Annotated in this window: 14 protein-coding genes and 1 pseudogene; 7 read left to right on the top strand and 8 right to left on the bottom strand. The window is 42.2% G+C overall.

The annotated features are described in order from the left end of the window. Positions 1 to 431 (bottom strand): annotated as a pseudogene (locus tag B2R65_RS05230) (hypothetical protein); the annotation flags it as partial. A 107-nt stretch (positions 432 to 538) separates the two neighbouring features. On the opposite strand from B2R65_RS05230, the gene B2R65_RS05225 reads away from it, so the two are divergent. Further along, positions 539 to 1,414 (top strand): LysR family transcriptional regulator, encoded by an 876-nt coding sequence (locus B2R65_RS05225; protein ID WP_286741447.1) that lies wholly within the window; start codon positions 539 to 541, stop codon positions 1,412 to 1,414. A 77-nt stretch (positions 1,415 to 1,491) separates the two neighbouring features. Here B2R65_RS05225 and B2R65_RS05220 read toward each other — a convergent pair whose 3' ends face one another. Next, positions 1,492 to 3,573 carry a TonB-dependent siderophore receptor gene (locus tag B2R65_RS05220; RefSeq protein WP_286741445.1) on the bottom strand — a complete coding sequence of 694 codons (2,082 nt, stop codon included), beginning with the start codon at positions 3,571 to 3,573 and terminating at the stop codon, positions 1,492 to 1,494. Between the two features lie 168 nt (positions 3,574 to 3,741). Here B2R65_RS05220 and B2R65_RS05215 point away from each other — a divergent pair, with 168 nt between their 5' ends. The 5 genes from B2R65_RS05215 to B2R65_RS05195 all read left to right on the top strand — a co-directional run bounded on the left by B2R65_RS05215 (position 3,742) and on the right by B2R65_RS05195 (position 7,968). Beyond that, positions 3,742 to 4,365 carry a fused MFS/spermidine synthase gene (locus B2R65_RS05215; RefSeq protein WP_004586267.1) on the top strand — a complete coding sequence of 208 codons (624 nt, stop codon included), beginning with the start codon at positions 3,742 to 3,744 and terminating at the stop codon, positions 4,363 to 4,365. Next, positions 4,358 to 5,242 carry a spermidine synthase gene (locus B2R65_RS05210; protein ID WP_286741443.1) on the top strand — a complete coding sequence of 295 codons (885 nt, stop codon included), beginning with the start codon at positions 4,358 to 4,360 and terminating at the stop codon, positions 5,240 to 5,242. Before B2R65_RS05215 ends, B2R65_RS05210 begins: the two co-directional genes overlap by 8 nt. 119 nt (positions 5,243 to 5,361) lie before the next feature. Next, positions 5,362 to 5,835 (top strand): MarR family transcriptional regulator, encoded by a 474-nt coding sequence (locus B2R65_RS05205; protein ID WP_054982034.1) that lies wholly within the window; start codon positions 5,362 to 5,364, stop codon positions 5,833 to 5,835. An 8-nt stretch (positions 5,836 to 5,843) separates the two neighbouring features. After that, positions 5,844 to 6,908 (top strand): HlyD family secretion protein, encoded by a 1,065-nt coding sequence (locus B2R65_RS05200; RefSeq protein WP_286741440.1) that lies wholly within the window; start codon positions 5,844 to 5,846, stop codon positions 6,906 to 6,908. Positions 6,909 to 6,918: 10 nt separating this feature from the next. Beyond that, entirely contained in the window at positions 6,919 to 7,968 is a 1,050-nt protein-coding gene (locus B2R65_RS05195; protein WP_004586263.1) for a DUF2955 domain-containing protein, read from the top strand. An 81-nt stretch (positions 7,969 to 8,049) separates the two neighbouring features. On the opposite strand, the gene arfB is transcribed toward B2R65_RS05195, so the two are convergent. Continuing rightward, positions 8,050 to 8,463: an alternative ribosome rescue aminoacyl-tRNA hydrolase ArfB gene (arfB, locus tag B2R65_RS05190; protein WP_024033019.1), complete on the bottom strand. Its 414-nt coding sequence runs from the start codon at positions 8,461 to 8,463 to the stop codon at positions 8,050 to 8,052. A gap of 193 nt (positions 8,464 to 8,656) precedes the next feature. Here arfB and B2R65_RS05185 point away from each other — a divergent pair, with 193 nt between their 5' ends. Continuing rightward, positions 8,657 to 9,229: a hypothetical protein gene (locus tag B2R65_RS05185; RefSeq protein ID WP_004586261.1), complete on the top strand. Its 573-nt coding sequence runs from the start codon at positions 8,657 to 8,659 to the stop codon at positions 9,227 to 9,229. Positions 9,230 to 9,318: 89 nt separating this feature from the next. On the opposite strand, the gene B2R65_RS05180 is transcribed toward B2R65_RS05185, so the two are convergent. The 5 genes from B2R65_RS05180 to B2R65_RS05160 all read right to left on the bottom strand — a co-directional run. Continuing rightward, positions 9,319 to 10,065, bottom strand: a complete 747-nt coding sequence (locus B2R65_RS05180; RefSeq protein ID WP_170865589.1) for an SDR family oxidoreductase — start codon at positions 10,063 to 10,065, stop codon at positions 9,319 to 9,321. Positions 10,066 to 10,075: 10 nt separating this feature from the next. After that, a complete protein-coding gene (locus B2R65_RS05175; protein ID WP_264389965.1) occupies positions 10,076 to 10,780 on the bottom strand; it encodes a histidine phosphatase family protein in 705 nt (234 codons plus the stop codon). Next, complete coding sequence (locus tag B2R65_RS05170) at positions 10,780 to 11,853, bottom strand: phosphotransferase family protein (protein ID WP_286741437.1); 1,074 nt, start codon at positions 11,851 to 11,853, stop codon at positions 10,780 to 10,782. The genes B2R65_RS05175 and B2R65_RS05170 overlap by 1 nt, the downstream gene beginning before the upstream one ends. 12 nt (positions 11,854 to 11,865) lie before the next feature. After that, a complete protein-coding gene (locus tag B2R65_RS05165) occupies positions 11,866 to 12,687 on the bottom strand; it encodes an SDR family oxidoreductase (protein ID WP_286741435.1) in 822 nt (273 codons plus the stop codon). Between the two features lie 9 nt (positions 12,688 to 12,696). Then, the coding region (locus tag B2R65_RS05160; protein WP_286741433.1) for an acyl-CoA dehydrogenase family protein at positions 12,697 to 12,927 on the bottom strand (231 nt) is incomplete at its 5' end.

The raw sequence follows: 12,927 nt of genomic DNA, 5'->3' as shown, positions 1-12,927 counted from the left end.
ATCTTTTTTACATATAACGGATTTTTAAAGGTCAGCTTTGTCGAAAACAAAGCCGTACCTCCGCGCTCAAAATGGCCATTAAACACAGTAGTATTTAAAGTGGGTGTCAGCTTATTTATTAATAAATTTAAATCAAATTTGGTTGGTAAAATGGTGATCTGACTTTGTTTTTTTAGTGACTCGTTCAGTGCTTTTTTGATTGTTTTAAGATGGGTGTCATTGGTAGTTACTTCATACACTATTTGGTAGTTGTGTGGGGGGGCGTATAAAGGCATGTGGCTGGCAAGTACTTTATCGCCGGCTAATATAAGCGCCATGCCATGAAAGCCCACATAGCTGTGGGCTTTATGTGTGTTGTGTGCCTTGTGCTGAGGGCCGCTTGCTAGTGCTGCGCTCGAGAATAAAATAAAAGGTAGCAGTATGTGTTTCATGTTAATGCTCAAAAATAAATATAGCGCCACTATAAGCTGATTTATATATATAAATAATCGATAATAAGTTGTTAGTTGTTTCCTTTTAATCAACAGGGTTTGGCGCTATGCATTTAGATGACATTGAAAAAGTAATTCATATGGCGGGTTCGCAAAATCTGCACACAACCGCTAAGCATTTTAATATTACCCCAGGAGCGCTGTCTAAAACGCTAAAAAAGGTTGAGGCAAACTTAGCCACGGAGCTGTTTAATCGTGTGGGCAAAACCTTAGTACTTAATGATAAAGGCAAAGAGTTTGTTAAGCACAGTAGTGATTTAGTTCATAATTACCAGCAGCTTACTAGCCGCTTTAAAAGCGATAACCATAAATTTAATGCAGTTATTGCAGGCCCTGCAATTTTACTTAAAAGTGGCTTAAAAAAGTTACTTACCCCTCTTAGCAACCTGCCCTGTTCGGTACGTATTAATAATGTATTTGAAGGTGAAGCCATAAGCCAAGTTGCATCAGGCGCGGCGCATATTGCGCTAGTAACTCGCGAGGCATTAAATAATAGCTCACATACTAATTTAGTGGCGGTTGATGTATTTAATACTGGGTTTAGTGTGGCTGCGCATGCTTCGCATCAGCTAGTACGAAAAGGTGTAACAACGCTTAATAAAAACCAATTACTGCAGGCGGCTTTTGCATGCCCTTTGTTTTCACCCCTGTGCGGCCTTGAGCAAGGAGTAGGCTCCGACGGCTGGCAAGATGATATTGCACCGCGCAATATTGTATTTAGATGTAGCGATTACAGTGCATTAATAGAGGTGGTTCAAAGTGGCTTGGCGTTGGCGTATTTACCTAACTATGTAATTGACGATTTAGGGCTTACAAAATTAACTGTAAAGGGGGTTAACAGTCACTACTGTGAAAGCATTGTAATGATATACAAACCATCAAAGGCCGATGGTTGGCTTAATAAACTCATGAATTCTTTATAAAAAAGGGCTTGAAAATATAAAGCGCCTTAACCACTACATTAAGACGCTTTAGGATGAAAACTTTAATTTGCTAGCTATTAAAAATTATACGCTAACGACATTTTAAATTGAGTTGGCGCACCTGGGTAAACCCATAAAGCGTTGTAGCTACTTTCGGCGTAATCTTCATCAAAAATGTTATTAACACTCACATTAAGCTCTGTTTGCTCGGTTAAGTTAACGTTGCCAAACACGCCAACTAATTGGTAGCTCGGTAGCCTAAAACTTAAATCGGCGGCATCACCTAAACGGCTGCTGGTGTATTGGTAACTTGCACCAAACTCAAGCTCTTTGCCCATTAATGCAGTTTGGTGGCTAAGCGTAAGGTTTAAGTTATTTTTTGGTACATTAACCAGCGGGCTGCCTTTTTCAATTGGCACGCCCCAATCGGCATTAATAATGTCGTTTGCTGTGGTGGCATCTATATAGGCGTACGATAAGTTAAACGCCGTTGCATCAGTAATATAGGTATTTAAATCAAGCTCAAACCCTTTACTATCGGCTTTACCAATAGGCGCTGAAAAACCAACGTTTACAGGGTCTGCCACTAACATATTACTTTTAGACGCATCAAAAAATGCCACAGTACCGTTTATGCCTAAGTATTCAAACTTAGCGCCAACCTCAAACGAGTCACTGTATTCAAAGCCAAAGGGGTCGCCGCTTGCATCAGTGCCGCTTAGTGGCAAAAAGCCTTCTGAGTAACTGCTGTAAAAAGTGAGTGCGTTATTTAGCTCGTACACTACGCCAACACGAGGGCTTACTTGGCTTTCAGAGCTGGTTGAAAACACGCCGCTGTTGGTTTCTAAAATATCTTGGTCAACACTGTCAAACCTTAGGCCCACTAATAGCTTAAATTTGTCGGTAATATCCATTTGGTCTTGAACATAAATACCGTACGCCTTTTGCTCTTCGTCGTTTTCGTAAAGCAGGCTTACTGCTGGGCGTTCTACATCGTAATTTGGCTCAAAAATATCAACGGTATAAGTGCCGTTACCGCCTCGATAGCGAGAAAGCGCTGTACGTAAATCGTACTTGTATGCATCGGCACCTATTAATAAATGGTGCGTAATACCGGCTGTGTCTACACTGCCGCTTAGCTCAAACTTTACACTTAAATCTTCTACTTCGTAGTCGCGATAGCGCTGCTGGCGAGTAAGTGTTCGGCCATCGTCAAATAACGATTGGCGCGATGGCGAAAGCTCAGCATCTGACGAAAAACCCGTTAACGTAGAGCTGCGGTAGTTTGCACCGGCCACTAACGACCATTCATCGTTAATATCGTGATTTAAAGTAATTTGGTGCCCGCGCGAATACACCTGCGTGTCGCCATCGTTAGGGTTACCTAAATAACGTGAGCTTGGTACGGTGTCAAAATCGTTATCGAGTACGACAACACCACGGTCAAATAACTGCGCTAAATCTACGTATTCAAACTCATAAGTCACACTGGTTGATGCGTTTATTTGATGATAAATAGACGGCGTAATTACCTTTTTATTGGTGTACACCTCATCGCGGTAGCTGTCGCTATCTTGCCACGCGCCATTTATTCTAAACGCGGTGGTATCGTTAATGCCGTTTGTGTAATCGCCTTCAACGCGATTAAAACTGTCGCTGCCTAAGCTTAGTTTTAGCTCACCTTGCGGCTCAAACTGTGGCTTTTTAGTCACAATATTTACAGTACCGCCGGGCTCTGAGCGCCCATAAAGTGCTGAGCCAGGGCCTTTTAGTACTTCAATGTAATCAATGTTAGATACATCACGCGGGCCGCTAAAACCACGCCCACCGCTAAAGCCATTAATTAAATAGCCCGATGGCATGTTTTCGTTACCCGAAAGGCCCCGAATAGAAAAGCTATCCCATAATGCGCCACTGTTATTTTTGCGCGAAATACTGGCCGAAAAATCGAGCGCGTCTTGTAATTTAGTAATGCCTTTTTGATCAAGCGCAGCACTACTAACACTTACAATAGATTGCGGCATTTGCTTTTGAGGAATATCGCCACGGTATGCTTGTTTATAAGTAACCGATATTTTTTCAATTTCGTCGTTTTGCTCTTGCGCCACTGTTTGCGCACTTATGCCTAAGCAGGCTAAATAAACTAAAGAATACTTCATGATAATAGGGAAATCGAAGGTGTTATATTATAACAACAAGTTTAACATGTGTTACTTTATAACAAAACAACTTTTTAAAAAATCACAGAGCGATTAATTAATGCACTAGCGACTGCCCTGTCATCACGTTAGTATGGAGATCTCTTTAGGTTACATAACGATAATTACATGAGTATAAAAACAAACGCGTTAATCTATTTTTTAGCCTTTTGCAGTGGCTTTTGCATTATGGGTATTGAGCTATTAGGCGGGCGTATTTTAGCGCCTTTTTTTGGCAGTAGTGTACACATTTGGGGCAGCATAATTACCGTATTTATGCTTAGCCTTTCTTTTGGGTATTTACTCGGCGGTAAGCTAAGTACTAAAAATGCATCGCTTACAAAATATGGCTTAATATTTTTAACTGCCAGTATTATGGTGGTGCCTATTGCGCTTTTTTCGCAGCCAATAATGGAGTTTATTTTTACCCACATTGAAGATACACGCTACGGCTCGTTACTTGCCTCTACGGCGTTGTTTTTTATTCCTACCGTTATTTTAGGCATGATCTCGCCTTACTCGGTGCGTTTATTAGTCACCGACAGCCATAAAAGTGGCCAAGTTGCGGGTATTTTATATTTTGTAAGCACGTTGGGCAGCGCCTTAGGGACTATTATTACCTCGTTTTACTTTGTACTGGCGTTTGATGTAAACACCATTATAAGTGCCTTTGCGTTAACCTTGGGCCTGTTAGGTGTGCTGGCAATTACTGTTAATAGCCTTGCTGGTAATAAGGAGCTTGCTCATGCGTAACTGTTTATTATTTTTAGCGGTACTGTTTTCGGTTGCGGCGCACAGTAATGTAGTGCACGAGGAGCGTTCTTTATATCGCAATATTATTGTTGATGAAACACGTGACCTACGCTGCTTAAAATTTAATACAAAAAGTAGCCAAACCAGCCAAAGCTGTATGTACAAAAACAACCCCGACAAACTGGTTTTTAACTACACAAAACTTACGTTTGCCAGCCTTTTAGTAACCGACAACCCTAAAAATGTGCTTATTATTGGCCTAGGTGGCGGTACGCTTTCTAATGTCATTCATGCGCTTTACCCTGCAGCTAAAATTCATAATGTTGAAATAGATCCCGCCGTTTTAAAAGTAGCCCGTAACTATTTTAACTTTATAGAAAACGATGCGGTCACCTCAAGCGTGCAAGACGGGCGTATATTTATAAAGCGCGCAGCCATTAAAAAGCAAAAGTACGATTGGATTATTCTTGATGCATTTAACGGCGATTATATTCCTGAGCACTTACTCACCAAAGAGTTTTTTGAAGAGGTAAAAAGCGTATTGGCCGAGGGCGGTGTAATTGCCGCTAATACGTTTTCGAGCAGTAAATTATACGAACATGAGTCGGCAACTTACCACGCCGTGTTTGGCGATTTTATTAACGTAAGCCGTGCTAATCGCTCTAACCGTATTATTTTAGCGGGTGTAAACTCTATGCCTACTGAGGCGCAAATTAATCAGCGTATTAAAGCACTTAACCCGCGTTTAAAAAAATACGATGTAGATTTAAAAGCAATTAGTACTTACATGCAAAGTACCAAAAACAAGCAAGATTGGCCTGCCAATACAAAAGTGCTTACCGATCAGTACTCCCCTGCTAACCTCCTTAATTTTTAAATCCACAAATTTATGTAGCCCCAGCTTTGGGGCTTTTTTATTTGCAACCCCTCTCAATATTTACTTAGCACGCTAACTAATGCTAAAATACTTAGCATGCTAACTAATTTGAGGTGGTTATGACTACTCAAAAACCTTTTCACGAAACGCTCGATTTAACCATTATTGGTAACATGGGGCGGGTTCATAGGCTGTGCCGCGAGGCCATCACTTTAGCTGTAGAACCTTTAGGGCTTACGCAATCGCGCTGGACGGCGCTAACCCATATAAATATGTTGGGCGAAGGCATAACACAGCTTGAGCTTGCGCAGAGTTTAGGAATAGAAATGCCCTCGCTTACTCGCACATTAAAGCAATTAGAAGAGCAGCTTTTAATTACCCGTAAAGTTGATGAGCACGATAAACGCAGTAAAAAAATTTACTTTACCGAGCAAGGTGGCGCAATTTTACAGTCGCTAAACGAAAAACTCATTGATATTAAAAGCCAGCTATACAGCGGGCTAAGCACACAGCAACTCGATGCGCTTGCTTATGGCATCGTCAATATGGAAAAAAACGCACTAAACTGTATTAAAAATCAAAGTAAAGAGTAAGAGACACAATGACACCAGATCAAAAATTTACTCGTTATGTAAGGCTTTCGTTAGCGGGTTTTGTTGTTATATTTATTTACTATTTAATTGCCGACATGTTTATGCCGGTAACGCCGCAAGCGCGGGTTTATCATCCTGTGGTGCAAATTGCCCCGCAAATAAGTGGCCGTGTTACTAAGGTATTGGTTAACAATAATCAAACCGTAAAAGCTGGCGATGTATTGTTTGAAATAGACTCAGGCCCTTATAAATTAGCGCTAGAGCAGGCACAGCTCGCCCTTGACGACGCCAAATTACAAAACAAACGTTTAGATACCAATGTAAAAGCACTGGAGGCGCAAATTTCGGCGGCCAAGGCAAAGCTGCACGAACAGCAATTACTAAATAACCGTGGCGAAGCATTATTTAAGCAGCGCTCTATTTCAGAGCAAGAGCTTGAAAGTATTAAAGCTAACTTTGAAGCAAGTAAATCAGATGTCGCCTCATTAGAAGCGCAATTGGCAGAAGCCGTACTTGCCCGAGGCGAAAGCGGCGCGCAAAACTTAGCGCTTCGCCATGCTGCAAACCAATTAGCACAAGCCGAGCTTAACTTATCGTACACCCAAGTGCGTGCGCTAAGCGCTGGTGTGGTTTCTAACTTACAACTACTTGATGGCGCATATGCGGTAACGGGTAGCCCGCTTTTAGCTATTGTGGCTAATAAGGCCGACCTTGTTGCCGATTTTAGAGAAAAATCATTACTAAATATGAAACCAGGTAGTTTGGCGCAAGTGGTATTTGATAGCCGCCCAGGTGAGGTTTACAACGCGCATATAAGCACGTTTGAGGCAGGCGTAAGCGATGGCCAACTCAGTGCAAATGGCTCGCTTAGTAGTACCGAAACTAGTAATCGTTGGGTGCGCGATGCTCAGCGCCAGCGTATTCATTTAGTGATGCCAGATAACGCTAAATTAATTGCTAATATGCCAAGTGGTGCCCGTGCCACTGTGCAACTATTGCCAGAGTCAACAATTGGGCAATGGTTAGCGTCGGCTCAAATTAGGTTTATTAGCTGGCTACACTACATTTATTAATGGAGGCCGTATGACTCAAGCTGTTAGCCAAGCACCGCAATTAGACTCAAACGGTTTACGCCAAGCGCTGCGCATAGCCGGTGGTTGCACCATAGGGTTTACTATTAGTAAATTAATGAACTGGCCATACGGTATATTTTTTACTGTTTACCCTATGTTGCTACTTGGTTTAGTGCCGGTGTTAAATAAAAGCATTGTGCGCCAGTTTTTAGCCAGTGCCGCCATTAGTATTCCAATGGTTTTAATTATGCAGGGCTTGTTTTCGCACCTTCCGGTACTGATGACCATTATCGTATTTTTAGCGTTTTGCTTTTTGTTTTATCAAATGAGCTCAGGTGCGGCTTTTTTATTTGGCGCACTAGGCGTGGTTGGGTTGTCGATTCAACTGCACTTTTCAAGCTATGTAACCGGTACAAGTAGTGTATACCCGCTTATTTTAAGTAATGGTTTGGCTACTGTTCTCTCTATTGTTATAGCGTTTGTTATGCATGGTGTTTTTCCTGATGTAACCGCGCGTGCCGTGAGGGCGGTACCCGCTAAAGCCAAAGAAAGCATTCGCCATGAGGTATTATTATGTGCAACGGTTGCTACGCTTTCGTTTGTGGCGTTTCAAGTCCTCGATTTACAAGATTCAATATCGGCGCAAGCCTCATCGGTATTAATTTTGTTTTCGCTGTGCTGGAAAGCCGCAGGTATGGCCGGTTGGCAGCGCGCTATTGGTACATTAATTGGCTGTAATGCTGCGTTGTTGGCGCAAGTGTTATTGTATAATCACTCTGACTTTTTATTGTTTCCGGTGCTTATACTGTGGACGTTATCGTTTGTATTTAGCCGTTTTCATATTATTGGTGGCGGCGCACCGGGCATTGGATTTGGTGTGTTAACCACGTTTGGTATTTTGTTTGGCAACTCACTAGGCCCCGGGCAAGACCTTGTTTATAGTGCCATGTATCGCTTTAGCTCTGTTGCGGTGGCTATTGTGGCCAGTTTATCTGCGGTGTATGTAATGCACCATATATTAAATCGCTTTAGTGCCACCCGCCATCATACCTACGAATAACCCACTTACGCCTACGGTTAACTATTAGCTGTAGGCGTAAATTAAGCATACTTTACTGTAAAGCCTTATAAACTTAATGAGTTATAACTTAATGTTACCGCGCAGAGCTTTGGTTTGCCCATGTTTGGTTTTTTTATCCATGCGCTTGCGCTGCGAGTTACGGCTTGGCTTGGTTGCGCGGCGGGCTTTGTTTACCTTGGTTGCACTTAAAATTAAATCTTTTAAACGTTTTAGTGCATCTTCTCGGTTAAGCTCTTGGGTGCGAAAGCTTTGGGCTTTAATTACCACCACGCCTTCTTTGGTGATCCGAGAGTCGTTTAGCTTTAATAAACGTTCTTTGTAAAAATCGGGTAACTTTGAGCGGTTAATATCAAAGCGTAAATGAATGGCGCTGGCTACTTTGTTAACGTTTTGGCCACCGGCACCTTGCGAACGTATAGCAGTTAGCTCTAGTTCCCATTCATCTATAGTGACAGTATTTGAAATAGTTAACATTACGTTCAGCTCTTATCGACAAAAATGCAGTATAACATTTGTAACTATATTTGTGCTGAATCAGCTTAAGTTATAGAACTTTAAAGTATTTATACTACTTTATAGCCTAAATACACCTAATACTTTAGTTATGTATTGGCAAGCGCTTACATTTAGTTTTTAATGGCTTTAATTAAATAATAGGAAACGCCCAATGAAAAAAATAATTTTATCACTTAGCTTATTAGCAATGAGTTTTTCAAGCCTTGCTGAAGATATTAGCGAAGGCCAATTACAAAGCTACATGAAAGCACTGCCGGCTGTTTCTAGCTGGGCTAGCAGCCAAGATTCGTTAAAAAACCTAGATTTAGCAAGCATGCTAGGTGGCTCTGCAGATCAAAATGTTGAAGAGCAAAGCTCTCTTGCTAATAGCGCATTAAGCATGATTAAAGAGCAAGGCTTATATAAAAGCTTTGCCGATATTACTAACCGTTACGGTTTTTCGCCTGAAGAATTAGTATCTGTTGGCTCAGAAGTATCTATGGCTTACATCGAAAACCTTAAATCGGGTCTTTCAGCAGAAAACCAAGAAACAGCAAATAAAGTAATGGGCGGCCTGCAAAGCCTTAAAAGTGCTAAAAGCAGTGACGCTAGCTCGTTAATGGGCTCGTTTGGTAAGGCTTCAAGCGCGGCTGAAGAATCTACAGACCCACTAGTAAGCGAAAACAACCTTGAGCTTGTGAGCGAGTACATGCCACAGCTGCAAAAGATTTTTGCACTACTATAATTTTACAAATAACCTAAACGTAGGTTAAGTATACACGTACATAAAAGGTGGCATTTGCCACCTTTTTTAATGCCTAAAATTTAAAAACCTTACGACATTTTACGAATTGTACTCAGCGGTGCTATTCGTAAAATCCAATGCAGGAATGCCCACGGCCAGCTTGGCACAAAGCTGTTGGCTTTTTCTTTATTTATTGCTTTTACCAGTGCTTTGCAGCCAGTTTCGGTATCAACAATAAACGGCACTGTTTTTACTTTTTCGTTTATTTCGCTTCTTATAAAACCTGGGTGTACGCAGCTTACTTTTATAGGCGTGTGCATTACATCTATGCGTATGCCTTCACTTAATGAGGTAATAGCCGCTTTAGTGGCGGCGTAAACGGTCATGGCGCGCCTAAAACCACGTACAGCACTAATAGATGAAATAGTCACTAAATGACCATGGTTTTGCGCTCTAAAAATTTCCATTGCGGCCTCAGCTTGTGCAAGTGCGGCCACAAAGTTAGTTTGTGCGGTTTGTTTGTTGGCATTAAAATAACCCGTACCAATAGAAGCCCCCTTGCCCATACCAGCATTTATAATCACTCTATCAAGGCCGTTAAGTTCTTCTTTAAAGGCGTTAAATACGCTAAATACTTGCTCGTGGTCGTTAACATCAAGCACTTTTATGCTAATGGTTATATTTGGGTTTATTTGTTCAAGCTCACTTTTTAGCTGCTCTAATAGCTCAAAGCGCCGAGCACATAAGGCAAGATTACAACCTTGTTTTGCAAACTCTTTTGCCATGCCTTTGCCTAAGCCTGAACTTGCACCTGTTATTAGTATGTTTTTGCGCATAATTAGATCCTTAGGTGTATGTAATTAATTTTTGTTGTGGGTGGCACTCTAAAAAGTGATGCTCGTTTAAACTACTTATCGTTAATTTTTGATTTTTTCCTTTGCCGCGCGCCACTACTTTGGTTACGCCTGCGTTTACTAAGCTCCAATTAATATCAATAAAGCGCTCGAGCTTTAGCCCCATTAAATGGCTGGTTATAATGCTAATAGGCCCGCCAGAGGTATAAATAAGTACCTTTTTACCGTGGTTTTCATTGGCTATTTGTTCAAGCGCGCCAAGTACACGCGCAGTAAATGCATTAAAGCTTTCGTTATATTGAGTGCTGTCGGGATTGAGTACCCATTGCTGTATGGCGCTAATAAATACCGTTTTAAAGTATTCCATAGGCTCGGCTTGCTTGCTAAGTGCCGCGCGAACTTGGCTTGGGGTGGCAAGCTGTGGGTTATAAACCGCTAAAATATGTTCGTGATCGTACTCGTTTAATCGCGCATCGTTTATTACCACTGGCGTATTATTAGCACTTGCTAAACTCAGCTCTGCGGTTTGATTATGGCGCAGCATACTGCCTGCAAATACAGCATCGGGCTTAAGCTGCTTTTGTGCTAAATATTCACCCAGTAGTGTGGCTTGCTGTTGCCCTTTTGTTGAGAGCGTATCGTAATTATCAGCAGAAAAACTGGCCTGCCCGTGCCGTACTAAATATAAAATGCACATTAGACTTTACCTTGGTTGTTAATGGCTTTTTTACAGCGCCATAAAAGGTAATGTACAAACACCCAAAAGTGTTTAAAGGCTGGGTTTTTAGTTTGCCCATGGTGATAGCGGTAATAAATTTGCTGCACAATGCCGGCAAGTCTAAATAGCCCGTACACTTCGTAAAAGGTAAAGTCATCTACGGTTATATTCATTTTTTTACAGTAGTAGGCCACTACTTCTTTGCGCGTTAGCATACCCTCTAAGTGAGTGGGTTGACGGCGCGTGGCTTGGGCTAAAAAGTCATCTCCTGGCTCTACCCAGTAAGCCAATGTATTGCCCAAATCCATAAGTGGGTCGCCAAGTGTGGCAAGTTCCCAATCTAAAATACCCAGTACGTTGGTGTAGTCGTTTGCATCAAGCACAACGTTATCAAACCTAAAATCGTTATGTGTTATGCAAATACGCTCGTTACTTGGCATGTTGTTTTCGAGCCATTTAATGACTTTTTTACCGCTGGGTACATTCCAAGTTTTGGCTTTAGTAAAGCGCTCGCTCCAGCCGCTAATTTGACGCTGGGTGTAGCCTTCGCCTTTGCCTAAATGGCTTAAATTGGCCTGTTTGTAATCTACTTTGTGTAATTCTACTAGGCAGTCGAGTACGTTTTCGCACAGCTTTTTGGTGCGCTCGGGCGTGGGGGTTAATCCGCGTGGTAAATTTTTACGCGGAATTATCCCCGTAAGCTTTTCCATAACGTAAAAGTCGGTGCCGAGTATGTTTTCATCGTCGCAAAACGCCTCCATATTTGGCAGATAGCTGTAAACTGGTTTTAGCGCTTGCTGCAGCTTATATTCACGGGCCATATCGTGTGCGCCTTTGGCTTTGGTGCCTTTGGGAGCACGGCGTAATATAAGCGATTGCTCTGGGTACTCTAGGCAGTAGGTCCAGTTTGATGCCCCCCCTGCGTATTGAGTAACACTTGGCTCACCAGTTAACTGTGTAAGGTGCTGTTTAAGCCAGGCATCTACTTTTTGTGTGTCGAGCTCTTCGCCTTGGCGTACGTTTTTGGCTTGATCTAATAATTGTGTGTTCATTGCTAGCCTTTATTATTTTGATTTTAAACGTTGCATAGAGCGTGTTTTTTTCAGCATGCTTTTAATGTACCACTCAATGGGGAGTAGTTTTTTCATTAAAAAGGCCTGTTTACCTAATTTATGGGTCAAAATTAAAAATGGGCGCTTAAGCGACTGCTGATAAATAATATCGGCAACTTGCTCTGCGTTTATGGGGGAGCGCTCAAAGGCACGGTTAAGCATGGTTTTCATGGCCGGCTCGCTGGTGCGCATGGATTCATCAAGATTGGTTTTAAAAAAGCTCGGGCACACAACACTTACATCTATATTATCGTGGGCGAGTTCGAGCTTTAGGGTTTCGCTAAAGCCTATAACCGCCGCTTTTACAGCGTTATAACTGCTCATAAACGGAATAGGGGTAAGCCCTGCTTGTGAGGCTATATTAATAAAGTAGCCACCGCCTTGTTGCACAAAGGCGGGGTAAAACGCTTGGCACACCCGCACCATAGAGAGCAAATTAATATCCATAATCCACTGCCATTGCTCAAGCGATTCGCCCTCAAGCGAGCCGCCCGTGGCAACGCCTGCGTTATTTATAACAATATCTACGCCCTGCCACTTGGTCTGGATAATATCGTAAAGCCCCTTTACATCTGCTTGCTTGGTTACATCGCAGGCGTAAAAAAAGGCATCGCTTTTTAGTGCTTGCAGCTCACTAATGGTTATGGCTGCACGCTCGGCGTTTATATCGGCAATACAAATTTGTAAGTTAGCGCCCAAATTACTTGCGTAACTCAGGGCTAACGCTTTACCCAGCCCTGTTGCTCCACCTGTTATTATTAGTCGTGTTTTCATGGTGTTGCCTTAGCGGTATTTGTTAAGTTCGAGGCGCGAAACCATGCCCATATGTACTTCGTCTGGGCCATCTGCAAGGCGTAAAATACGCCCCATTGCATTAAACGAGGCAATAGGAAAGTCGCTCGACACTCCAGCGCCACCAAACACTTGTATTGTCATATCTGAGACCATTTGCAGCATATTAGGCACTACTACTTTTATGCTCGATATTTCGGTCATGGCGTGTTTAACGCCTTG

The sequence above is a fragment of the Pseudoalteromonas sp. UBA2102 genome (assembly GCF_002331165.1).
Lineage (GTDB): Bacteria > Pseudomonadota > Gammaproteobacteria > Enterobacterales > Alteromonadaceae > Pseudoalteromonas > Pseudoalteromonas atlantica.
This window is presented reverse-complemented; position numbering and strand designations above follow the sequence as displayed.

Excerpts from the sequence above, each read along its gene's own strand:
- B2R65_RS05225 (WP_286741447.1), top strand. The coding sequence starts at position 539 with ATGCATTTAGATGACATTGAAAAAGTAATTCATATGGCGGGTTCGCAA.
- B2R65_RS05220 (WP_286741445.1), bottom strand. The coding sequence starts at position 3,573 with ATGAAGTATTCTTTAGTTTATTTAGCCTGCTTAGGCATAAGTGCGCAA.
- B2R65_RS05215 (WP_004586267.1), top strand. The coding sequence starts at position 3,742 with ATGAGTATAAAAACAAACGCGTTAATCTATTTTTTAGCCTTTTGCAGT.
- B2R65_RS05210 (WP_286741443.1), top strand. The coding sequence starts at position 4,358 with ATGCGTAACTGTTTATTATTTTTAGCGGTACTGTTTTCGGTTGCGGCG.
- B2R65_RS05205 (WP_054982034.1), top strand. The coding sequence starts at position 5,362 with ATGACTACTCAAAAACCTTTTCACGAAACGCTCGATTTAACCATTATT.
- B2R65_RS05200 (WP_286741440.1), top strand. The coding sequence starts at position 5,844 with ATGACACCAGATCAAAAATTTACTCGTTATGTAAGGCTTTCGTTAGCG.
- B2R65_RS05195 (WP_004586263.1), top strand. The coding sequence starts at position 6,919 with ATGACTCAAGCTGTTAGCCAAGCACCGCAATTAGACTCAAACGGTTTA.
- arfB (WP_024033019.1), bottom strand. The coding sequence starts at position 8,463 with ATGTTAACTATTTCAAATACTGTCACTATAGATGAATGGGAACTAGAG.
- B2R65_RS05185 (WP_004586261.1), top strand. The coding sequence starts at position 8,657 with ATGAAAAAAATAATTTTATCACTTAGCTTATTAGCAATGAGTTTTTCA.
- B2R65_RS05180 (WP_170865589.1), bottom strand. The coding sequence starts at position 10,065 with ATGCGCAAAAACATACTAATAACAGGTGCAAGTTCAGGCTTAGGCAAA.
- B2R65_RS05175 (WP_264389965.1), bottom strand. The coding sequence starts at position 10,780 with ATGTGCATTTTATATTTAGTACGGCACGGGCAGGCCAGTTTTTCTGCT.
- B2R65_RS05170 (WP_286741437.1), bottom strand. The coding sequence starts at position 11,853 with ATGAACACACAATTATTAGATCAAGCCAAAAACGTACGCCAAGGCGAA.
- B2R65_RS05165 (WP_286741435.1), bottom strand. The coding sequence starts at position 12,687 with ATGAAAACACGACTAATAATAACAGGTGGAGCAACAGGGCTGGGTAAA.